The sequence below is a fragment of the Micromonospora sp. CA-263727 genome, from assembly GCF_050942455.1.
In the GTDB taxonomy this organism is placed as follows: Bacteria; Actinomycetota; Actinomycetes; order Mycobacteriales; family Micromonosporaceae; genus Micromonospora.
In genome coordinates, this window is record NZ_CP192031.1 from 2,846,043 (window position 1) to 2,867,195 (window position 21,153).

23 protein-coding genes are annotated in these 21,153 nt (G+C 72.0%); 13 read left to right on the plus strand and 10 right to left on the minus strand.

Translation table 11 applies throughout. The features are described from left to right. The first annotated feature begins 22 nt into the window (after nucleotides 1-22). On the plus strand, nucleotides 23-769 hold the full coding sequence (locus ACQPYA_RS12635; protein WP_433532769.1) for an SAM-dependent methyltransferase: 747 nt from the start codon (nucleotides 23-25) through the stop codon (nucleotides 767-769). A gap of 128 nt (nucleotides 770-897) precedes the next feature. On the opposite strand, the gene ACQPYA_RS12640 is transcribed toward ACQPYA_RS12635, so the two are convergent. After that, a complete protein-coding gene (locus tag ACQPYA_RS12640) occupies nucleotides 898-1,341 on the minus strand; it encodes a MarR family winged helix-turn-helix transcriptional regulator (protein WP_433532770.1) in 444 nt (147 codons plus the stop codon). 97 nt (nucleotides 1,342-1,438) lie between these two features. Between ACQPYA_RS12640 and ACQPYA_RS12645 the strand changes: the two genes are divergently transcribed. The 7 genes from ACQPYA_RS12645 (at nucleotide 1,439) to ACQPYA_RS12675 (ending at nucleotide 9,974) form a co-directional block, all read left to right on the plus strand. Then, complete coding sequence (locus ACQPYA_RS12645; protein ID WP_433532771.1) at nucleotides 1,439-2,566, plus strand: substrate-binding domain-containing protein; 1,128 nt, start codon at nucleotides 1,439-1,441, stop codon at nucleotides 2,564-2,566. A 443-nt stretch (nucleotides 2,567-3,009) separates the two neighbouring features. After that, the gene (urtA, locus tag ACQPYA_RS12650; RefSeq protein ID WP_433532772.1) at nucleotides 3,010-4,254 is read left to right on the plus strand and encodes an urea ABC transporter substrate-binding protein; all 1,245 of its coding nucleotides are present in this window, start codon (nucleotides 3,010-3,012) and stop codon (nucleotides 4,252-4,254) included. Nucleotides 4,255-4,364: 110 nt separating this feature from the next. Next, entirely contained in the window at nucleotides 4,365-5,252 is an 888-nt protein-coding gene (gene urtB / locus ACQPYA_RS12655) for an urea ABC transporter permease subunit UrtB (protein WP_433532773.1), read from the plus strand. Beyond that, entirely contained in the window at nucleotides 5,249-6,415 is a 1,167-nt protein-coding gene (gene urtC, locus ACQPYA_RS12660) for an urea ABC transporter permease subunit UrtC (RefSeq protein ID WP_433532774.1), read from the plus strand. Before urtB ends, urtC begins: the two co-directional genes overlap by 4 nt. Beyond that, entirely contained in the window at nucleotides 6,412-7,185 is a 774-nt protein-coding gene (gene urtD / locus ACQPYA_RS12665) for an urea ABC transporter ATP-binding protein UrtD (RefSeq protein WP_433532775.1), read from the plus strand. Before urtC ends, urtD begins: the two co-directional genes overlap by 4 nt. Then, nucleotides 7,182-7,877 carry an urea ABC transporter ATP-binding subunit UrtE gene (gene urtE, locus ACQPYA_RS12670; RefSeq protein WP_433532776.1) on the plus strand — a complete coding sequence of 232 codons (696 nt, stop codon included), beginning with the start codon at nucleotides 7,182-7,184 and terminating at the stop codon, nucleotides 7,875-7,877. The genes urtD and urtE overlap by 4 nt, the downstream gene beginning before the upstream one ends. Before the next feature lie 117 nt (nucleotides 7,878-7,994). Beyond that, on the plus strand, nucleotides 7,995-9,974 hold the full coding sequence (locus ACQPYA_RS12675) for a cellulase family glycosylhydrolase (RefSeq protein WP_433532777.1): 1,980 nt from the start codon (nucleotides 7,995-7,997) through the stop codon (nucleotides 9,972-9,974). A gap of 133 nt (nucleotides 9,975-10,107) precedes the next feature. Here the strand turns inward: ACQPYA_RS12675 and ACQPYA_RS12680 are convergent, their stop codons facing one another. The 8 genes from ACQPYA_RS12680 to ACQPYA_RS12715 form a co-directional block, all read right to left on the minus strand. After that, on the minus strand, nucleotides 10,108-10,587 hold the full coding sequence (locus tag ACQPYA_RS12680) for a Rieske (2Fe-2S) protein (protein WP_433532778.1): 480 nt from the start codon (nucleotides 10,585-10,587) through the stop codon (nucleotides 10,108-10,110). 24 nt (nucleotides 10,588-10,611) lie between these two features. Further along, nucleotides 10,612-11,184 carry a DUF6529 family protein gene (locus ACQPYA_RS12685; RefSeq protein WP_433533487.1) on the minus strand — a complete coding sequence of 191 codons (573 nt, stop codon included), beginning with the start codon at nucleotides 11,182-11,184 and terminating at the stop codon, nucleotides 10,612-10,614. Between the two features lie 59 nt (nucleotides 11,185-11,243). Next, on the minus strand, nucleotides 11,244-12,032 hold the full coding sequence (locus tag ACQPYA_RS12690; protein WP_433532779.1) for a hypothetical protein: 789 nt from the start codon (nucleotides 12,030-12,032) through the stop codon (nucleotides 11,244-11,246). Between the two features lie 100 nt (nucleotides 12,033-12,132). Next, entirely contained in the window at nucleotides 12,133-12,492 is a 360-nt protein-coding gene (locus tag ACQPYA_RS12695; RefSeq protein WP_433532780.1) for a DUF4180 domain-containing protein, read from the minus strand. A 14-nt stretch (nucleotides 12,493-12,506) separates the two neighbouring features. Then, nucleotides 12,507-12,965: a helix-turn-helix domain-containing protein gene (locus ACQPYA_RS12700; protein ID WP_433532781.1), complete on the minus strand. Its 459-nt coding sequence runs from the start codon at nucleotides 12,963-12,965 to the stop codon at nucleotides 12,507-12,509. A 104-nt stretch (nucleotides 12,966-13,069) separates the two neighbouring features. After that, on the minus strand, nucleotides 13,070-13,723 hold the full coding sequence (locus ACQPYA_RS12705; protein WP_433532782.1) for an anti-sigma factor antagonist: 654 nt from the start codon (nucleotides 13,721-13,723) through the stop codon (nucleotides 13,070-13,072). 85 nt (nucleotides 13,724-13,808) lie between these two features. Then, nucleotides 13,809-14,078, minus strand: coding sequence for a GlsB/YeaQ/YmgE family stress response membrane protein (locus ACQPYA_RS12710; RefSeq protein WP_433532783.1), 270 nt, complete (start codon nucleotides 14,076-14,078; stop codon nucleotides 13,809-13,811). Between the two features lie 43 nt (nucleotides 14,079-14,121). After that, nucleotides 14,122-14,553, minus strand: coding sequence for an STAS domain-containing protein (locus tag ACQPYA_RS12715; protein ID WP_433532784.1), 432 nt, complete (start codon nucleotides 14,551-14,553; stop codon nucleotides 14,122-14,124). 154 nt (nucleotides 14,554-14,707) lie between these two features. On the opposite strand from ACQPYA_RS12715, the gene ACQPYA_RS12720 reads away from it, so the two are divergent. The 5 genes from ACQPYA_RS12720 (at nucleotide 14,708) to htpG (ending at nucleotide 19,805) form a co-directional block, all read left to right on the plus strand. Continuing rightward, nucleotides 14,708-15,391 (plus strand): response regulator transcription factor, encoded by a 684-nt coding sequence (locus tag ACQPYA_RS12720; protein ID WP_433532785.1) that lies wholly within the window; start codon nucleotides 14,708-14,710, stop codon nucleotides 15,389-15,391. After that, on the plus strand, nucleotides 15,388-16,746 hold the full coding sequence (locus ACQPYA_RS12725; RefSeq protein ID WP_433532786.1) for a sensor histidine kinase: 1,359 nt from the start codon (nucleotides 15,388-15,390) through the stop codon (nucleotides 16,744-16,746). The genes ACQPYA_RS12720 and ACQPYA_RS12725 overlap by 4 nt, the downstream gene beginning before the upstream one ends. Continuing rightward, the gene (locus tag ACQPYA_RS12730) at nucleotides 16,743-17,333 is read left to right on the plus strand and encodes a GerMN domain-containing protein (protein WP_433532787.1); all 591 of its coding nucleotides are present in this window, start codon (nucleotides 16,743-16,745) and stop codon (nucleotides 17,331-17,333) included. Before ACQPYA_RS12725 ends, ACQPYA_RS12730 begins: the two co-directional genes overlap by 4 nt. 120 nt (nucleotides 17,334-17,453) lie before the next feature. Then, nucleotides 17,454-17,720 (plus strand): GlsB/YeaQ/YmgE family stress response membrane protein, encoded by a 267-nt coding sequence (locus tag ACQPYA_RS12735; protein ID WP_433532788.1) that lies wholly within the window; start codon nucleotides 17,454-17,456, stop codon nucleotides 17,718-17,720. A 228-nt stretch (nucleotides 17,721-17,948) separates the two neighbouring features. After that, the gene (gene htpG, locus ACQPYA_RS12740; RefSeq protein WP_433533488.1) at nucleotides 17,949-19,805 is read left to right on the plus strand and encodes a molecular chaperone HtpG; all 1,857 of its coding nucleotides are present in this window, start codon (nucleotides 17,949-17,951) and stop codon (nucleotides 19,803-19,805) included. Between the two features lie 72 nt (nucleotides 19,806-19,877). On the opposite strand, the gene ACQPYA_RS12745 is transcribed toward htpG, so the two are convergent. After that, nucleotides 19,878-21,083, minus strand: a complete 1,206-nt coding sequence (locus ACQPYA_RS12745) for an MFS transporter (protein WP_433532789.1) — start codon at nucleotides 21,081-21,083, stop codon at nucleotides 19,878-19,880. Nucleotides 21,084-21,153 lie beyond the last annotated feature (70 nt).

Below are 21,153 nucleotides of genomic sequence, written 5' to 3' on the forward strand. Positions count from 1 at the left end.
GGGCAACTAGCGTGCCTCGACCATGGACCTGCCTCGTAGCTTCGTGATCCGCGAGGGTGACCTCCGCATCCTCAACCCGATCGATGCCGGCAAGCTGGCCACCCTGGGCCGGGTGCTGAAGTTGCGGCCCGGCACCTCGATCCTCGACCTGTGCAGCGGCAAGGGCGAGTTGCTCTGCACCTGGGCCCGGGACCACGGGGTGGTCGGCACCGGCGTCGACATCAGCGTCGCGTTCACCGCGGCGGCCCGGGACCGGGCGGCGGAGCTGGGGGTGGCCGGGCAGGTCGGCTTCGTGCACGGGGACGCCGCGGCGTACGTGCCCGACGAGCCGGTCGACGTGGCGGGCTGTGTCGGTGCCACCTGGATCGGCGGGGGTGTCGCCGGCACCCTGGAGATCCTCGCGCGGGCGCTGCGCCCGGGCGGGATCGCGTTGGTCGGTGAGCCGTACTGGCGGATCGACCCGCCCGACCCGGCGACCGTCGCGGGCTGCCAGGCCGGGAGCCGGGAGGAGTACCAGGACCTGCCCGGCCTGGTCGGCCTCTTCGGCGAGCAGGGGTGGGACCTGGTGGAGATGGTGCTCGCGGACCAGGACAGCTGGGATCGCTACGCGGCGGCGCACTGGCTCAACCTGCGCCGCTGGCTGGACGCCAACCCGGACGATCCGCTGGCCGGCGAGCTGCGGCGGGAGTTGACCGAGGACCCGCTGCGCTACGTCCGGTACCAGCGTGAGCACATGGGCTGGGGCGTCTTCGCGCTGATCCGCCGCTGACCGCCCTACTCGCGGGGTGAGGCCGGGGGATCGACCCGGACCGGTCGAGCGGGGAGCCGCGCGGGGACCGGGGCGGGCTGCGGAAACGCGTCGGCGAGCTGGTCGGACCGGGGCTGGATCGGTACGGGTCAGGCCGGGGTGCGGCGGCGCTCCGCGGCCAGCCGGCCGATCAGGTCGCCGAGCTGGCCGGCCAGGTCAACGTCGCCCGGGACGCCCAGCCCGGCCAGGTCGGCGTGGATCCGCGCGGAGAGGCGTTCGTGTTCGCGCCGGCCGCGATCGGTCAGGTAGGCCCGGATGCGCCGGCGGTCGGCCGGGTCGATCCGGCGGAAGACCAGGTTGCGGTCGACGAGTTGGTCGACCAGCTTGGTCAGCGTGCCCGGAGGCAGGGACGCGGCGGTGGCGACCTCGCTCATCGGATGCCCGAGGCCGTCGGCGAGCAGGCAGAGCACCCGCCACGCCTCGATGGTGAGTGACTCGGCGGCGAGCACCCCGCCGACCCGGCGGGAGAGCAGCCGTTCGGCGCGGGTGAGCAGGGGCAGCAGGTCGGCTGCGGAACCGGGAAGGTCTGACATGGCACTCCCGCCTGGCGGTTGCCGTGCCATCGTACCGAGGCGTCCCGCTGGCTGGGGAACTCTGGTCATCACCATGGAGTGCGGCCACCATGTGTTCATGTCCGCGCCGGCACCGGGGTCCGGGCGCCCGCAGGCGGGGGAGAGCATCACCGCCGGGGCGTCCTGGCTCACCGTCGACCGGGGCGTGGTCAGTATCGCGCTGGTCTACCCGATGCGCGGGCCGGCCGGCATGTTCGGCCCGAGCTGCGAGTTGTGCGCCCAACTGGCGGTGGAGGAGGTCAACCAGCGCGGCGGGGTGCTCGGCCGGGAGCTGCGGCTGGTGCCGGTCGACGGCGGAGCGCCGCCGGCCGAGGTCGCCGCCGAGGTGGAGGCGCTGGTGTCGGTGGGCGCGGTGCAGGGCGTCACCGGCTGGCACATCTCCTCGGTACGCCAGGCGGTCGCCCCGAGGATCGCGCACCGGGTGCCATACGTCTACACCGCGCTGTACGAGGGTGGTGAGCGTACCGAGGGCGTCTTCATGACCAGTGAGACGCCGGACGCCCAGCTCTGGCCGGCGATGCGGGTGCTCGCCGCCGACCTGGGGGTGCGACGTTGGTTCGTGGTGGGCAACGACTACGTCTGGCCACGTCGGACCACCCGCGCCGCCTACCGGTACGCGCTGCGCGGCGGGGGCCGGGTGGTCGGGCATCACTTCCTGCCCCTGGAGGCCCACGACTTCGCCGAGGTGCTGGGCCGGGTCGAGCGCAGCGACGCCGACGCGGTGCTGATGCTGCTGGTCGGTGCGGACGCGGTGCGGTTCAACCGGGCCTTCGCCCGGGCCGGCCTGGATCAGCGCTGCCTGCGGTTGAGCACCCTGATGGACGAGAACATGCTGCTGGCCAGCGGGGCGGCGAACACCCGGCGGCTGTTCAGCACCGCCGGCTTCTTCGCCGGCCTGGTCACGCAGGAGAACCTGGACTTCCACGGCGCGTTCGCCCGCCGTTTCGGGCTGGAGGCGCCACCGCTGGGCAGCCTGGGGGAGTCCTGCTACGAGGGTGTGATGCTGCTGGCCGCGTTGATCGCCCAGGCCGGCACGCTGGACGTACGGGCGGTGGAGGCGTCCGCCGAGGTGGTGACGTACGGCGGGCCCCGGGGCGAGCTGCGGCTGCGCCGCCGGCACGTCCGCCAGCGCATCTATCTCGCCGAGGCCGACGGGCTGGATTTCACCGTCCTCGCCGAACTGTGACCCGGGTGCCTTGACATGCCCGGCCGCGGGCCGCCTAAGATGCTTCCTGTGTGAAGTATCCGGCCCTCGTGCCGGATACCGCCGCCCGTCCGGAAGTGGATGAGAATGATGGTCCACTGCGGTCGATAACCGTATGCCGGTGCCGTTCCGCCGATTCTCCCGGCGGTGGCGCCGGCATTTTCTTTGCCCACTCGTCGCGGCGAATCCGGTCAGTGGAAACAGTCTATTGAGGACCGGGAAACATCCGCGCAACGAAACGGATCGAGGCTTTCCCTGCCCGTATCCGAATCGGTGCCCGACCGGCGTCCACCCGCCGCGCCGGGCAGCGCCCAATGTGACCGACGGACCGCACCGCAGTACGCAGATCCGAACTCCTCGACCCGGGACCGGCGTTCGTTTCCGGGCAACTGACTGACGTCTCACCCGCGACGCAGGGAGAATTGATGACACTGTTCCGGGGCCGCCGCATCCTGGCGGGTGCCATGACCCTGGTCGCCGCGGCCGCGCTGGCCGCGTGCGGCAGCAAGACCACCGATGGGAACACCTCCGCCGGCGTCACCGCCGACGTCTCCGGCGACACCGTCAAGGTGGGCCTGCTCAACTCCCTCTCCGGCACCATGGCCATCAGCGAGGTGACCGTCCGCGACTCGATCATGCTCGCCATCGAGGAGATCAACGCGGCCGGTGGCGTGCTCGGCAAGAAGATCCAGCCGGTCGGTGAGGACGGCGCCTCGGACTGGCCGACCTTCGCCGAGAAGGCCGAGAAACTGATCCGCGAGGACCGTGTCGCGGCCGTCTTCGGCTGCTGGACGTCGGCCAGCCGCAAGGCGGTCAAGCCGGTGTTCGAGAAGAACAAGGCGCTGCTTTTCTACCCCGTGCAGTACGAGGGACTGGAGCAGTCACCGTACATCTTCTACACCGGGGCCACGACGAACCAGCAGATCGTTCCCGGCCTCGACTATCTCAAGGCGCAGGGCGCCAGGTCGCTCTACCTGGTCGGCTCCGACTACGTCTTCCCGCGCACCGCCAACAAAATCATCAAGGCGTACGCGCAGGCCAACGGAATGACCGTGCTGGGTGAGGACTACGCGCCGCTCGGTTCCACCGAGTTCGGCACGATCACCAACAAGGTGAAGTCCTCCGGTGCGGACGCGGTCTTCAACACCCTCAACGGCGACAGCAACGTGGCGTTCTTCAAGGAGTACAAGTCCGCGGGGCTGACCGCCGCCAGCATGCCGGTGGTGTCGGTGTCGATCGCCGAGGAGGAGGTCAAGAGCATCGGCACGCAGTACCTGGAGGGCCAGCTGACCGCCTGGAACTACTACCAGACCACCCCGGGCGCGGCGAACGAGAAGTTCGTGGCCGCATACAAGGCCCGCTACGGCGCGGACAAGCCGACCAGCGACCCGATGGAGGCCGCCTACGTCGCGGTGCACCTGTGGAAGGCGATGGTGGAGAAGGCCGGTGCCTTCGACGTGGAGAAGGTCCGGGAAGCCGCCAGCGGCATCACCTTCGAGGCGCCGGAGGGCCTGGTCACCGTGGACGGCCCGACCCAGCACATCGCCAAGACCGCCCGCATCGGCAAGGTCGGCGCGGACGGCCTGATCACCGAGGTCTGGAACTCCGGCCAACCGATCACCCCCGACCCGTACCTCAAGAGCTACCCGTGGGCCGGCGGCCTGAGCTGACCAGGTTGCGGCCGGGCGGCAGCCGCCCCGGCGGGTCCCGGTCAACCCGGCCCGGGCGGGACGTCACGTCCCGCCCGGGCCGACCCCACCAGCAGTTCGGAGTACGCACCGTGACAGTTCTCATCGGTCAACTCTTCACCGGCGTCAGCATCGGGGCGGTGCTGCTGCTGATCGCGCTCGGCCTGGCCCTGACCTTCGGCCAGATGAACGTGATCAACATGGCGCACGGCGAGTTCATCATGGCCGGGGCCTACACCACCTACGTGCTCCAGCAGGTCATCACGGCGGCCGGCTGGTCGCTGCTGGTCGCCCTACCGGTCGCCTTCGTGGTGGCCGGCGCGATGGGTGTGCTGCTGGAGATCCTGCTGATCCGCCGTCTCTACGCCCGCCCGCTGGACACGCTGCTGGTCACCTGGGGGGTGTCGCTGATCCTGCAACAGCTGGCCCGGGACGTCTTCGGCAGCCCCAACGTGCAGACCCGCGCCCCGGAGCTGCTCACCGGCAACATCGCGCTGCCCGGCGGGATCACCGTGGCCAACAACCGGCTGTTCATCCTCGCCCTGGCCGGCAGCGCCGTCGTCGCGCTGACCGTGGCGTTGCGGGTCACCCCGCTGGGCCGCCGGATCCGGGCCGTGGTGCAGAACCGCGACCTGGCGGCCGTCTCCGGCATCGCCACCGCCCGGGTCGACCGGACGACCTTCTTCATCGGCTCCGGCCTGGCCGGCATCGCCGGGGTCGCGCTCACCCTGCTCGGGCCGATCGGCCCCACCATGGGCACCAACCTGATCATCGACGCCTTCCTGGTCGTCGTGGTCGGCGGCATCGGCCAGCTCAAGGGCACCGTGATCGTCGCCTTCGCGCTGGGCGTGCTCCAGGCCACCGGCGAGTACCTGACCACCCTCAGCGTCGCCAAGGTGATGGTCTTCGTCGCCATCGTCGCGTTCCTCCAGTGGCGACCCCAGGGCCTGTTCACCCTGCGAACCCGGAGCCTCGCATGACCACCGTCGCCAGAGAGTCCGTCGCTGCCGTCGATCCCGCGCCACCGCCGGCCGGGCCGGCGGCGGGCCCGTCGCGCCACCGGTTCCGGGCCGCGGCCGGGTTCGCCCTCGGTGCGGCGCTGCTCTTCGCCGTCGCCCCGCTGGTGCTGTCGGACTTCCGGCTCTCCCTGCTGGCCAAGTACCTCTGCGTGGCCATGGTCGCGGTCGGTGTCGGCCTGGTCTGGGGGCGGGGCGGCATGCTCGCTCTCGGCCAGGGCGTCTTCTTCGGCCTCGGCGGCTACGCGATGGCCATGCACCTCAAGCTCGCCGACGCGGGTCCGGGCAACATGCCCGACTTCATGATGCTGTACGGGCAGCTCGACGAGCTGCCGCTGTGGTGGCGGCCGTTCGCCAGCCCCTGGTTTGCGTTGCCCGCCACCGTGCTGCTGCCGATGGCGGTCGCCTTCGTCCTCGGCTCGCTGGTCTTCCGCCGGCGGGTCCGGGGCGCCTACTTCGCCATCCTCAGCCAGGCCCTCGCCGCCGCCATGGTGATCCTGCTGATCGGCCAGCAGGGCACCACCGGCGGCACCAACGGGCTCACCGACATCCAGGGCTTCTTCGGCTACGACCTGGACGACCCGGTCAACCAGCGGATGGTCTACTTCGTCATCGCCGGTGCCCTGCTGGCGCTGCTGGCCCTGGCCCGGCACCTGATGCAGAGCCGCTACGGCGAGCTGCTGGTGGCCGTCCGCGACGGGGAGGAGCGGGTCCGCTTCCTCGGCTACGACCCGGCCGCCGTCAAGCTCGTCGCGTACGTGGTCGCCGCCGGCATGGCCGGGCTGGCCGGGGCGCTCTTCGTTCCCGCGGTCGGCATCATCTCGCCGGCGCTGATCGGGATCGTCCCCTCCATCGAGTTCGTCATCGGCGTCGCGGTCGGTGGCCGGGCCACCCTGCTCGGGCCGGTGCTCGGCGCGGTCGCGGTGGCCTGGGCGCGGACCGCACTGTCGGAACGGTTCCCGGGCACCTGGACGTACCTTCAGGGTCTGCTCTTCGTGGTGGTGGTGGCGTTCCTGCCCGGCGGCCTGGCGTCGCTGGTCGGCCTGGCCCGCCGTCGCGGCGGCGAGCCGGGGGCGGTCGGGCTGCGCGGCCGGTTACGGCGGCGCAGGGCGGAGGCGGCGTCATGACCGAGCAACTGCACGGGCTCTACGTGCGGGACCTGCGGGTGAGCTTCGACGGCTTCACCGCCGTCGACGGGGTCTCCCTCGACGTCGCGCCCGGCGACATCCGGTTCCTCATCGGACCCAACGGCGCGGGCAAGACCACCCTGGTCGACGCGGTCACCGGGCTGGTCCGGGCCACCGGATCGGTCCGCTTCGGCGACCGCGAGCTGCTCGGCCGGCCGGTGCACCGGATCAGCCGGCTCGGCGTCGGGCGCACCTTCCAGACCTCGACGGTCTTCGAGGAGCTGACGGTGCTCCAGAACCTCGACATCGCGGCCGGTGCGCGGCGCGGCTGGTCGACGCTGCTGCGCCGCCGGCACGGCGTGCCCGACGAGGTGGCCGAGGCGCTGCACGTGATCGGCCTGGCCGGTCGGGCCGACCAGCTCGCCGGCGCCCTGGCGCACGGGCAGAAGCAGTGGCTGGAGATCGGCATGCTGCTCGTCCAGGATGCCCGGCTGCTGCTGCTCGACGAGCCGGTGGCCGGCATGAGCCACGAGGAACGCGACGCCACCGGCCGGCTGCTGGAGCAGGTCAGCCAGGACCGCACGGTGGTGGTGATCGAGCACGACATGGACTTCCTGCGGCGTTTCGCGCGGACCGTCACCGTGCTGCACGGCGGCAGGGTGCTCAGCGAGGGCACCGTCGCCCAGGTGCAGGCCGACCCGCGCGTGCAGGAGGTCTACCTCGGCCACCCGGTCGACGCCGGGACCGCCCCGACGGCTTCGGAGGCATGATGCTCAGTCTGCGCGGCGTGCACGCCGGCTACGGGCGCAGCCGGGTGCTGCACGGTGTCGACGTCGAGGTGCCCGGCGACGGGGTCGCCGCGGTGCTCGGCCACAACGGCGCCGGCAAGTCCACCCTGCTGCGGGTCGCCGCCGGCCTGCTGCGCCCCAGCGCCGGCCGGGTCGAGCTGGACGGCGAGGAGATCACCCGGCTGGCCCCGCACGAACGGGTCGCCCGGGGCATCGCCTACGTGCCGCAGGGCCAGCAGTGCTTTCCGCACCTGACCGCGGCGGAGAACCTGCGCCTGGTCGCCGACGGCCGGCGCGACGGGGCGACGGCCATCGCCGAGGTGCTGGATCTGTTCCCGGCGCTGCGCCCGCTGCTGCGTCGCCGGGCCGGGCTGCTCTCCGGCGGCCAGCGCCAGCAGTTGGCCATCGCCCGGGCGCTGATCACCCGGCCCCGGCTGCTGATGCTCGACGAGCCGACCGAGGGCATCCAGCCCTCGGTGGTGACCGAGATCCAGGAACGGATCGTGGCGCTGATCGCGCAGACCGGCTTCAGCGTGCTCCTGGTCGAGCAGCACCTCGGCTTCGCGTTGCGGGTGGCGGACCGCTACCACGTGCTGGAGTCGGGTCGGGTCACCTCCGCCGGCGACGGCGGTAGCACCGCCGAACAGCGTGTCCGGGCGGCCCTCGCGGTCTGAACGCGTCTTCCGCTGATGGTCGGGAACGCATAAGGTGTCGATGGAAGCGCTCCCACGGCCTCTCGGGCAGGGCCGGTCACTCGGCGTTCCTCGTCACCCACCACCAGAGGAAGTCGCATGTCCGCACGTACGAAACTCAAGGCCGCCGCGACGGCGGCCGTCACCCTGCTCGGCCTGGCCGCCGCGCCCGCCGCGACGGCGGCTCCCACGGTCGGTGCCGCGGCCGTCGTCGCCGCCGCGCCCACCAGCGACTGGCTGCGCACCGACGGCAACCGGATCGTCGACGAGGCCGGCAACCAGGTCTGGCTCACCGGCGCCAACTGGTTCGGCTTCAACGCCAGCGAACGGGTCTTCCACGGCCTCTGGTCGGCCAACATCGAGACGATCACCCGCCAGATGGCCGAGCGCGGCATCAACATCGTCCGGGTGCCCATCTCCACCCAGCTGCTGCTGGAGTGGAAGGCCGGCCAGACGGTCCGGCCGAACGTCAACACGTACGCCAACCCGGAACTGGACGGCCTGAACAACCTCCAGGTCTTCGACTACTGGCTCGGGTTGTGCGAGAAGTACGGCCTCAAGGTCATGCTCGACCTGCACAGCGCCGAGGCCGACAACTCCGGGCACGTCTATCCGGTGTGGTGGAAGGGCAGCATCACCCCGGAGCTGTTCTACCAGGGCTGGGAGTGGATCACGACCCGCTACCGGACCAACGACACCATCGTCGCGATGGACATCAAGAACGAGCCGCACGGCACCCCGAACGACCCGCAGCGGGCCAAGTGGGACTCCAGCACCGACCAGGACAACTTCAAGTACGCCTGCGAGACGGCGGGCCGGCGGATCCTGGCCATCAACCCGAACGTGCTCATCCTCTGTGAGGGCATCGAGGTCTATCCGCGCCCCGGCGCCACCTGGAGCTCGCCCAACACCAATCCCGACCGCAGCCCCAACTACTTCTACAACTGGTGGGGCGGCAACCTGCGCGGCGTGGCCCAGCACCCGGTCAACCTCGGCACACACCAGCGGCAACTGGTCTACTCGCCGCACGACTACGGGCCGCTGGTCTACGAGCAGCCCTGGTTCGCCGGCAACTTCGACAAGAACTCGCTGACCAACGACGTCTGGCGGCCGAACTGGTTCTACATCCACGAGCAGAACATCGCGCCGCTGCTGATCGGCGAGTGGGGCGGCCGGCTCGGCCAGGACGCCCGGCAGGACCGGTGGATGGCGGCCCTGCGCGACCTGATGGTGGAGAACGGCATCCACCACACCTTCTGGTGCCTCAACCCCAACTCCGGGGACACCGGCGGCCTGCTGCTCGACGACTGGACCACCTGGGACGAGACGAAGTACAACCAGATCCTCAAGCCGGCGCTCTGGCAGCACAACGGCAAGTTCGTCGGCCTTGACCACCAGGTGCGTCTCGGCGGCGCCAACTCGACCACCGGCATCAGCCTCGCCGAGCGCTACGCCGGCGGCCCCGGCCCCGGCGACACCACCGTGCCGACCGCGCCGGGCCGGCCCGCCGCCACCGACGTCACCGCCACCGCCGCGACGCTGAACTGGGCCGCGTCGACCGACAACGTCGGGGTCACCGGGTACGAGGTGCTGCGGGCCAGCGGCGGCGGCGCGGCGAGCGTGATCGGCACCGTCTCCGGCACCACCTACCGCGCCACCAACCTCACCGCCTCGACCGGCTACACGTTCACCGTGCGGGCGCGGGACGCGGCCGGCAACGTCTCGGCCGCCTCGCCACCGCTGACCCTGACCACACCGGCCGGCAACGGCGGCGGTGGCGACCAGGGCTGCGCCGCGACGTACCGGGTGGTCAGCTCCTGGCAGGGCGGCTATCAGGCGGAGGTGACCGTGCGCAACACCGGCACGGCGGCCATCACCGGCTGGACGGTCAGCTGGACCGCCCCCGCCGGCACCACGATCGCGTCACTGTGGAACGGCCGCCTGACCACATCCGGCTCGACGGTGACGGTGCGCAACGAGACCTACAACGGCCAACTCGCCGCCGGGGCCAGCACCACCTTCGGGATGACCGGCAGCGGATCGGGTACGCCGGCCGACCTCAGCTGCACCGCGTCCTGACCGCCGGAGTCCGGGACCCCTGCCCCGCCCGCCCCCGGGCAGGGCAGGGGCCGTCCGGCGTCGCGACGCCACCCCGGACGGCCCCGCGCGGCCCGGGCCTGGGATGGGCCGCGTCATTCGCGTACGCATCGCGCTACGCCAGTCGGATCGCGTCCCCGTCGACGGTGACGTTCGCCGCGGGCAGTGGAGCGCCCGCCGGTCCACTGCGCACCGAGCCGTCCGCGATGTCGAACACGCTGTTGTGACAGGCACACGTGATCGCGCCGTCGGCGACCGAGGTGACCGTGCAGCCCTGGTGCGTGCACTTCGCGGAGTACGCCTTGATGGTGCCCTCCGTCGGCTGGGTCACCACCACCCCCTGGTCGCCGAAGATCACGCCACCGCCGACCGGGATGTCGGCCAGTGTGGCCAGCGCCGGCGGGCCGCCCCCGCCCTCCTCAGGTGCGCCCGAAGCAGAGGGATCGGCGCCGGTGCTCGGCGCGGCCGGCGGCGGGGGCGCCGCCGCCGGCTGGCCGTACGTCGCGCAGCCGGTCAGCGCGGCCACCCCCACCGCACCGGTGCCGGCCAGCAGGGCTCGTCGCGACCGGCAACAGCCGGCCTGCTCGTGGTTCATCTGAGGTGCCTTGCCTTTCGATGGTCAGAACTGGATGCCGAACGTGGTGAAGTACCAGACCGACGAGGTCAGGAAGAGACCGATCAAGGCGACGAAGACGACCCCGCCGACCGTCGGCAGCACCCAGCCGGCCAAGCCACGCTTGGGCAGGATGAGCATCTTGGTGGCGAACGCCCCGAAGAAGAAGCAGCCCAGCAGGGAGTGCAGCAGCGTACGCAGGTCGTAGTCGGCGAAGCCGAGCGCGTACAGGCAGTGCACGGCGACCGGGACGGTGAGCAGGAAGGCGATCCGGCCGGACCAGCGGTGCGCCCCACCCGCCCAGGGCGGGGAGAACCCGCCGAGTCGACCCCACATGGCCAGCGCGGAGAGCAACTGGATGACGGCGAAGAACGCCGCCCCCGTGCCCAGCCACACCTTCACCGTCAGCGGCGAGGAGAAACCCGCCACGTTGACCGCGATGCCGGTCGGGGTGTGGGTGCGGCCGTAGACGCCAAGTGCCACCGCGACACCCGCCCCGACCAGCAGCGGAACCAACAACGACGGTCGCCGCATCGACGCGCTCGGCGGCGGCCCGTCGAAGTCGCGCATCACCTCCATCGTCGGCTCACGCTGCCGGCGGGGCACCGTCCGCACGTTGCCCTGGCGGTGCTGGGACATCACGGTGCCCCCGGGATGACCGGCTCGGCGGTGATGGTGACCCCGTTGACGATGGTGCTGTAGAAGGCCGGGTCCAGCGGCGGCGCCGGGATCGGCTTGCCGTTCCAGGTGACGATGCCGATCTGGGTGCCGTCGGGCAACATGATCCAGCCGCCGTCGATGCCGGCCTTGCGTACCTCGTCGGTCGCCCGGTAGATCGCCGGAGCGGTGCCCGAGCCGGACTTCACCGCCGACTTGTCGGTCGGCGAGGCGGTGAACTTCCATCGGCGTACGCCGACGATCATCTCGCCGCTCGCGCTGTCACTCCGGATGACACCGGTCAGCTTGGCGTCCTTTCCGGTCAGTTCGATCTTTCCGTCCCGCACCGTGCCGGAGAGCCACAGCTCCATGCTCCGGCCGTCACAGACGTAGGCCTCGGCCTTGCCGCCCTTGACGGTGATGGCGATGGTGGCGCCGTTCTCCAGCTCGCCGATCCAGTTCTCCTCGACGTTGGCGACCTCCGTGCCGGCCGATGACGCGTCCGGTGCGGTCGGCGGAGACGTCTGGCCGGGACGCGTGTTCGCGGGGTCCGGTTGCTCCTCGTCCACAGGGGCCTCGGCGTCGGCGTCGGCCTCGACATCGGCCTCCGCGTCGGCGTCGGCGTCGGTTGGCGGCGCGGCGGCGGCTGGTGGGCCGGAGTCCGCCGCCGGCTGTGTGGCCGGCGGCGATGCCTGTGCACTCATCGTGAACAACACAGCAGCCGTCACGGCCCCCGACAGGAGGGTGAGCAACGGGGTCAGGCGCTTCATGGGCCACTCCCTTCGCCATCAGGTACGTGCGGCGGCAGTGGATCGGTTCAATCAGCGCCGGGCGAACGTTGCCGGCCCGATGTTCGGCAGCGCCCGGTGCTCAGCCCAGCCGGTCGTCGAGTTCGCCGAGGTTGGCCACGAACCACACCTGGCGGCCCCGGTTCGACTCGGTCACCAGGTCCCGCAGCGCGGTGCTGGCCGAGACCTGGGCGGAGATGTCGCCGACCACCACCAGCCGGACGCGGTAGTTGACGAACTTCTGCATGATCTCCCCGGCCAGCCCGGTGCGCAGCACGAAGAAGCGTTCGTCGAATCGTCCGGCGGGCACCGCCACCACGTCCGCCCGGCCGTAGGTGGCCCCGATCAGGTCGAGCGCGTCCGGCACGCCGGCGATCGGTGGCCCGTCCTCGTCGCAGACCAGCACCGGTACGCCCCGGCGTTCGGTCACCAGGTCAGCCATGAGGTGCCTCCGGGTCAGCCATGACCTACCTCCGGGTCGGTCGGATCAGTGCGGAACAGGTCGTTCCCCTCGGTGAGAACGTCCTCGATGAACCGCAGGACGTCGACGGTGTCCGCCAGGTTGCCCAGGACGATCACCTTGAGCTGGCGGCGCGCGTCGTCGTAGACCGTCCGCACGCGGAGTTGCGCGGTCGCGTCGCGACGTTGCGCACCGGCGACGAGCAGGGTGCTCAGCCGGTCGGCGGCCCTCGGGCCGAGGGCGTCGACCTCGACGACCGTGGAGACCTCGACCCGTGGTGGGGGCGGGCCGGCCGCCCGCCCGGTGAACGCGTCGAGGTCGGCTCGGGAGACGCGGTACTGCTTGCCGATCCGGACGGCCTTCAGCCGGCCGCCGCGGATGTAGCCGCGCACGGTGCGCACGTGCAGGCCGAGCCCTTCGGCGACCTGCTCGGCCGACAGCCAGTCATCCTGCATGGTTCCCTAAACTACCCCAACCGACGCAGGATGAGGACAAGCGGGTAACGATGAGTGGTAGGTCGCGGTCGGCGTGACGATGCTGGTTCATCGCCACCGGGCGGTCACACGGTGACGCTGCTGGCCGGCCGACGCCGCTTCGGCAGGGAGGCCGGGGCCCCGGCGTCGGTCGTCGCGGCGTCGGGCCGGACGGCCGTCCGCAGCTCGGCGAGGGCGGCATCGAGGCTGTCGTAGACCGGGAAGACCCCGTCGAGCTTCATCGTGTGCAGCACGGTGCGGATGAACCTCGACGGCGCGGCCAGGCAGAGCCGCCCACCACGGTCACGAACCTCGCGGTGGGCGCGGACCAGCAGGCCGAGCCCGACCGGGTCGATGACCTGGACCCGGGTCAGGTCCACCACGACCGTCCCGCCCATCTCCACCGCTCCGCGCAGCGCGGTGCGCAGGGCGTCGCCGGTCTCCGCGTCGATGTCGCCGCTGGTGGCGACCACCATCACGTCGCCGATGCGGTCGCCGCCGACAGCGTTGCCCGGTCCGCCGGAACGGTCGCCACCCCGCGGGGTCTTGCCCGGGGGCAGCGCGCTGCACCGGGGGCAGCGGTGCGGGCCGGTGGCGAACGGGGAACCGCTCCACCCATGGTCGGAAACCAGTGTCCAGACGACCTCGGCGTCCGGCAGCACGCACGCGGTGCCGGTGGTGGTCTCGCCGCAGACGTCGCAGATCAGGGTCATCAGGTTGTCGTCCGGTACGACGGTCATCCTGCTTCCTCTCCGGTGCCGGGGCCGGTGCGGCCGGGACACGGACTCGGGGCGTCGGGTGGGGCACCGTCGCCGTACGGACTTGTCAGCGGGAGTCGGAGCGTTCCTTGCTGGCGGTGGCGACCACGATCATCACGCCGACCGCGGCGAGACCGGCCTGGACGACCAGGCCCGGCAGGCTGAACCCCCGGACGCCGGCGAGCCAGGCGCTGATGGCGCCGAGCAGCGCGGTGACGGCGCCGATGGTCATGGTGAGCCACAGCGGCACGCTCGGCCGACCGGGAACGACGAGCCGGCCGAGCGCACCGACGGAGACGCCGACGGCGAGGGCCGCGGCGATCCCGGCGATGGTCATGCTGCTCCTCGTGCTCGCGGATTCGTGCGTCAGCTGCGGTTCGTCAGGTGCGTACGGTGACAGCCGCGCGGCCGTACCCGGCCGTACGCGAAGCCGCACCCGGGAGTGTGGTGGCACCGGCGGTCGGTGTGCCGGCGTCGGGGACCACGGCCGGCGGCGCCCCGGCGTCGGTGTGCACCGGCAGGATCTGGTCCAGCCGGGCGGCCTGCAGGATGCGGGCGATGCGCGGGTTGGGATTGCGCACCGAGAGCACGCCACCGGCGCGGACCATCCGGCGGTGCACGTCGAGCAGCAGGCCGATGGCGGCGGCGTCGACGTGCCGGCATCCGGAGAGGTCGATCACGACCTGCTGCGGATGCAGGGTCAGCAGCTGGTCGAAGACCACGCCGGTCTCCGGCAGGCAGGCCAGGTCGAACTCGGTGATGGCCACCTCCACCAGCGGCACGGTGCACTCGGGGCGTCGTGGCGTGGACACGTCGATGGCCCCCTCTCCTGAGGTCCCGAGGTCGGCTCTCACCCTGCCCAGCGGGGTTGGCGGGTACCGCGCGGACGTATGACAGTTGCGTGACAAAACACCCTTAAGCCGGGCGCGGTTGGCCGGCCCGCAGGGGCTTGTGGATGATTCCGATATGACAGCGGTACTGGTGATCGAGGACGACGACCGGATCCGGTTGGCGTTGCTGCTCGCCTTGGAGGACGAGGGCTACGACGCCCGGGGCGCGGCCACCGCCGAGGAGGGGCTGCGCGCACAGCGCCGGGACCCGGCCGACTACGTCCTGGTCGACCTGATGCTGCCCGGAATCGACGGGTTCGAGGGCATCCGCCAGCTGCGCCGCGACGACGACGTGCCGATCGTGGTGGTCAGCGCCCGCGACGACACCCACGACATCGTCGCCGCACTGGAGGCCGGCGCCGACGACTACGTGATCAAGCCGGTGGCGATCAAGGAACTGACCGCCCGGCTGCGGGCCCTGCGGCGACGGGCCCGCACGGTGAGCGTGGTGGAGGCGCCGGTGCCGGTGTTCGCCTTCGGCGAGCTGGAGGTCAGCCCCGAGGCGGGGGAGGTACGCCGGGCCGGGGAGCCGGTCGCCGTCACCCGCACCGAGTTCCGGCTGCTGTGCGAGCTGGTCGAGCACGCCGGCCGGGTGCTCTCCCGCCAGCAGTTGCTCAGCCGGGTCTGGGGCTACGACAGCGGCGATGAGCGGCTGGTCGACGTGCATGTGGGCCGGCTGCGCCAGAAGATCGAAACCGACCCGGCCAACCCCCGGCATCTGGTGACACTGCGCGGGCTGGGCTACAAACTACAGCGATGAGACGCCTCGGACTGCGGGCCCGGGTCACCGCCGCGTTCGCGGTGGGCGCGTTGCTGCTCTCCGCCTCGATGGCCCTGGTGTCCTACGAGCTGACCCGCCGTACGCTGCTCGACGAGCGGGAACGCACCGTGCTGCGGGCGGCGTACTACGACGCGGCGGTGGTCCGGGCCGGGCTGAACACCGAGAACCCCGACGCCGCGGAGGCGCTGCGGGCGCTGGACACCGGCACCAGCCGGCGGGCGTTGCTGTACCTCAACGACGAGTGGTACGCCCGCAACGCCGACACCGATCGGCTCACCGCCGCCGTGCCGGTCCGGCTGCACGAGTTGGTCCGGGCCGGGGAGCCGGCGGTGCAGCGGGTCCGGGTCGACGACCAGCCGGTCATGCTGGTCGGCGTGCCGCTGTCGGAGTCGGCATCGTTCTACGAGATCGCCTCGCTGCGCGAGCTGGAGCAGACCTTCCAGATCCTGGCGTTGGCGCTGACCGCGGTGGCCATCATGGTGGCCGGCTCGGGGGCGGCGCTCGGCTGGTACGCCACCCGGCACGGGCTGCGCCCGCTGACCGCCGTCGCCGACGCCGCCGAGCGGATCGCCGCCGGTGACTTCACCACCCGCCTCGCCCCGGACACCGACCCGGACCTGAACCGGCTCTCCACCTCCTTCAACCGGATGGTCGACGAGCTGGCCCGGCGCATCGACCGGGATCGGCGCTTCGCCGCCGACGTCAGCCACGAGCTGCGCTCCCCGCTCCAGACGCTGGCCGCGGCGGCCAGTGTGCTGTCCCGTCGGCGGGAGAACCAGGACGAGCGGACCGCCACCGCGTCCCGGCTGGTGGCCGACGAGATCGACCGCTTCCAACAGCTCGTCAACGGCCTGCTGGATTTGGCGCGCAGTGACCAACCGGTGCACCGGGAGCCGGTCGACATGGCCGCGCTGGCCCGGCAGGCGTGCCGCGACCGGGACCTGCCGGAGTCGATGGTGCACCTCGACGCGGACGCCCCGGCCACCTGGCAGGTGGACCAGCGCCGGGTCACGCAGGTGCTGGCGAACCTGCTCGACAACGCCGAGCGCTACGGCGCCGGTCCGGTCTCGGTGCGGCTCGCCCGCGACGGCGACACCGGCGTGGTCGAGGTGGACGACGAGGGCCCGGGGGTGCCGATGGGGGATCGGAAAGCGATCTTCGACCGCTTCGTGCGCGGTCGGGCGGCCAACTACCGTGGGGGCGGCGACGGTACCGGGCTCGGGCTCGCCCTGGTGGCCCAGCACGCCGCCGCGCACGGCGGCGACGCCTCGGTCAGCGACCGCCCCGAGGGCGGCGCCCGGTTCCGGATCACCCTGCCCGGGAGCGTCTCATGAGCATCGCCCGCACCACCCTGACCACCGCCCGCCTCGCCGTGGCCGTCGCCCTGGTGAGCCTGGTCGCCGCCTGCGGGGTGCCCGCCGAGGACCGCCCCCGGTCGGTGACCCCGCCACCCGGCCCGTTCCCGTACACCGCGACGGCCGTGCCGACCGCGGCCGAGACCGGCACGGTGACCGAGATGCTCTACTTCTCCCGCGACGACCGGCTGATCCCGGTGATCCGCCGGATCGACGAGGTGCCCGCGGTCGACGCGCAGCTGCGCGACCTGCTGGCCGGGCCCACGCCGGCCGAGCGCGACGACGGCCTGACCAGTGCCCTGCCGGGCGCGTTCAGCACCGCCGTGGTCGAGCTCGTCGACGGGCAGGCCCGGGTCACGGTCGCGCCGGCCGCCGCGGACACCGGCCGCAGCGACAACACGCTCGCGTACGGGCAGATCGTCTGCACGCTCGCGGGCCGCACCGACGTCGACGCGGTGCTCTTCGTGCGCGACGGCGTGCCTCTGCGGGTGCCCCGGGCGGACCTCTCCCTCTCGTCGGAACCGCTCACCGCGGCCGACTACGCGGTCCTGATCAGCCCTCGTTGATCGCTCGGGACCGTGACGGTCGCGTGACAATCCCCTCGGCGAGAGGTGTTCGAGTTTGACAGGGACGTCGACCGGGGCAGAAGGTCGGCGCCAACGTCGACGCTTGGAGGGACGGCTCTCGTGGAAATCACCGGCTTCTTCACCGCCATCTTCATCGGCCTGATCATCGGTGCGCTCGGCCGGCTCGTCGTGCCGGGCCGGCAGCGCATCCCGATCCTGCTGACCATGCTGATCGGCATCGTGGCCGCGATCCTCGGCACGCTGGTCGCCGGGGCCCTCGGCGTGGCCGAGACCCGTGGCGTCGACTGGATCGAGCTGGCCATCCAGGTGGGCTTCGCCGCGGTCGGCGTCACGCTCGCCGCCGGGGCGTACGGTCGCCGACGCTGACCGTGCCCGCCGCCGGCCCGCCCCCTGCGGCCCCGGGGCGGGCCGGCGCGCTGCCGGGCACCGGCGGCGCGGTCGCGGCGGAGGTGGACCACCCTGCGCACCCGGACCGCGACGACTCGTATCCTTTCCGCGAACCGTCATGGCTGGCGAGGAGCGAAGGGGCATGGTGTGAACGACCGGACCGAGACGTTGGAGTTCCAGGCCGAGGCACGTCAGCTGCTTCAGCTGATGGTCCACTCGATCTACTCCAACAAGGACGTCTTTCTCCGCGAGCTGATCTCGAACGCCTCGGACGCGCTGGACAAGCTGCGCCTGGCGGCACTGGTCGACAAGGACCTCGCCGTCGACACCGACGACCTGCACATCGCCCTCGACGTCGACCGGGACGCCCGCACCCTGACCGTGCGGGACAACGGCGTGGGCATGACCCGCGACGAGGTCGTCTCGGTGATCGGCACGATCGCCAAGTCCGGCACCGCCGAGCTGCTGCGCCAGCTGCGCGAGGCCAAGGAGACCGGCGCGTCGCAGGACCTGATCGGCCAGTTCGGCGTCGGCTTCTACGCCGCGTTCATGGTCGCCGACCGGGTCGAGCTGGTCACCCGCCGGGCCGGTGAGAGCGGCGGCACCCGCTGGGAGTCCACCGGCGCGGGCACCTACACCGTCGCCCCGCTCGACGACGCACCCCAGGGCACGGCGGTGACCCTGCACCTCAAGCCGGTCGACGCCGAGGACAACCTGCACGACTACACCGCCGAGTGGACGATCCGCGAGATCGTCAAGCGGTACTCCGACTTCATCGCCCACCCGATCCGGATGACCGTGGAGCGGCCCGGTGCGGACGACGCCCCCGCCACCGTCGAGACGGTGACGCTCAACTCGATGAAGGCGCTCTGGGCCCGCCCCCGCGGCGAGGTCGAGCCGGCCGAGTACCACGAGTTCTACAAGCATGTCAGCCACGACTGGGCGGACCCCCTCGAAACCATCCACATGCGGGGCGAGGGCACCTTCGAGTACGAGGCGCTGCTGTTCATCCCGTCGCACGCGCCGCTGGACCTCTTCTCCCCGCAGGGCCGCCGGGGCGTACAGCTCTACGTCAAGCGCGTGTTCATCATGGACGACTGCGACGCGCTCATGCCCAACTACCTGCGCTTCGTCAAGGGCGTGGTGGACGCCCACGACCTGTCGTTGAACATCTCCCGGGAGATCCTCCAGCAGGACCGGCAGATCCAGGCCGTACGCCGCCGCCTGGTCAAGAAGGTGCTCGCCACGATCAAGGACCTCAAGACCGGCCAGCCGGAGCAGTACCGCACCCTCTGGACCGAGTTCGGCCCCGCGATCAAGGAGGGCCTGCTCGAAGACGGCGACAACCAGGAGATCCTGCTGGAGGTCCTGTCGACCGCCTCCACCCACGACCCGGCCGAGCCCACCGACCTGGCCGGCTACGTCGGCCGGATGAAGGACGGCCAGTCCGACATCTACTACGCGACCGGCGAGCACCGCGCCACCATCGAAAACTCCCCGCACATGGAGGCGTTCCGGGCCAAGGGCTACGAGGTGCTGCTGCTCACCGACCCGGTCGACGAGGTCTGGGTGGAGCGGGTCGGCAGCTACGACGGCCGGACCCTGCGTTCGATCGCCAAGGGCCAGGTCGACCTGGACACCGAGGCGGAGCGGACCGAGGCCGGGGCCGAGCGGGAGCGCCAGCGCACCGAGTACGCCGACCTGCTCGCCTGGCTGGGCGACGTGCTGGCCGACTCGGTCAAGGAGGTACGCCTCTCGTCGCGGCTGACCACCTCCCCGGCCTGCGTGGTCGGCGACGCGCACGACCTCACCCCGACCCTGGAGAAGATGTACCGGGCGATGGGGCAGGAGGTGCCGAAGGTCAAGCGGATCCTGGAGCTGAACCCGGGCCACCCGCTGGTCACCGGGCTGCGCAAGGCCCACGAGCAGGGCGGCGCCGAGAGCGCGCTGGCGGAGACCGCCGAGCTGCTCTACGGCACGGCACTGCTCGCCGAGGGCGGCGACCTGGCCGACCCGTCCCGCTTCGCCCGCATCCTCGCCGACCGCCTGGCCCGCACCCTGTAGAACACGACCCCGCAGGCCACGCTGTCGCGCCGCCGATCTCCTTGATCACGCTCGATCCGGGATCGAGTGGCCTCACCGCCGCCCTGAGGCCACTCGATCCCGCATCCCGTGAGACCTTGCCGGCTGGGCCCGTCGGGCCAGGGTGGCGGTGGTGAGGCAGATGGCGGCGGCGAGGATGAGCGGCGGCCGGCTGCCCAGCAGGACGGCGGCGGCGCCGAGCGGGGTGGCCAGCGCGATCGGCCCGAACATGACGGTGTTGGCGGTCGCGGAGGCGCGGCCGAGCAACTCGTCGGGGCTGTTCGTCTGCACGGCGGTGACGGCCGCGACGAGCGCCCACGGCAGGCCGATCCCGGCCACCACCGAGGCGGCGACCACCGCCGGCCACCAGGGCAGGCACCGGCCCAGGCAACTCGCCGCGAAGAGTGCCGCGCCGGCCACGGCCACGGTGGTCGGGCCGAAGCGGGCGATCAGCCGCCCGGCGGCCAGTCCGCCGGCGATCGAGCCGGCGCCCTGGGAGCTGAGCAGTACGCCGAGGAACGTCGCCGGAAGGCCGAGGTCTTCGGTGACGATCGCGTATCCGGCGGCCGTGGTGAAGCCGGACATGCCGATCGCCACCCCGGCGAGGCTCACCGGCAGCCGGGTCGACGGCGATCCGAACAGGACGGCGAGGCCGGCGCGGACGCCGGTGACCCGGGCGCCCGGGGCGCGGGGGACGGCGGCCGGCGGGGTACGGGTCAGGCGTAACGCCACGTACAGCGCGGCGGCCACGGCCGGCAGGGCGGCGGCGAGCAGCGCGACGAGGTGGCCGCCCTGCCAGGCGTACAGGCCGGCGCCGGCCAGCGGGGCGACGAGTTTGACGCCCTCCTGGGCGCTGGACCGCCAGCCGTTGACGTGGCCGAGTTCGCTGGGCGACAGCGCGGCGGGCAGCAGCGCGCTCTCGCCGGCGTCGATGAGGACGTACCCGATGCCGTAGACCGTGGCCACGAAGAACAGGAGCCATACCTGGTCGGGGCCGCGGACCGCGAGCAGGCTCGGCAGCGAGGCGGCGAGCGTCAGGTTGGCGGCGATGACGAGCGGTCGCCGCGGCATCCGGTCGACCAGCGCGCCGAGCCAGGGGCCGGCGAGCGTGGGCGCGTAGACGCAGAGCCCGGCGAGCGCGGCGCGGCCGGGGGAGCCGGTGAGGTCGAGGATCCAGATGCCGGCGACCAGGGACATCGCGCTGCTGCCGAAGCCGGAGAGCACGGAGATCGCCACGAAGAGGATCGCGTTGCGCCGCACGGACACTCCAGGATTGAGTCGGGGTGACTCACAGCGTCAAGGCTGAGTCCACTGGAGGCAAGAGCGACGG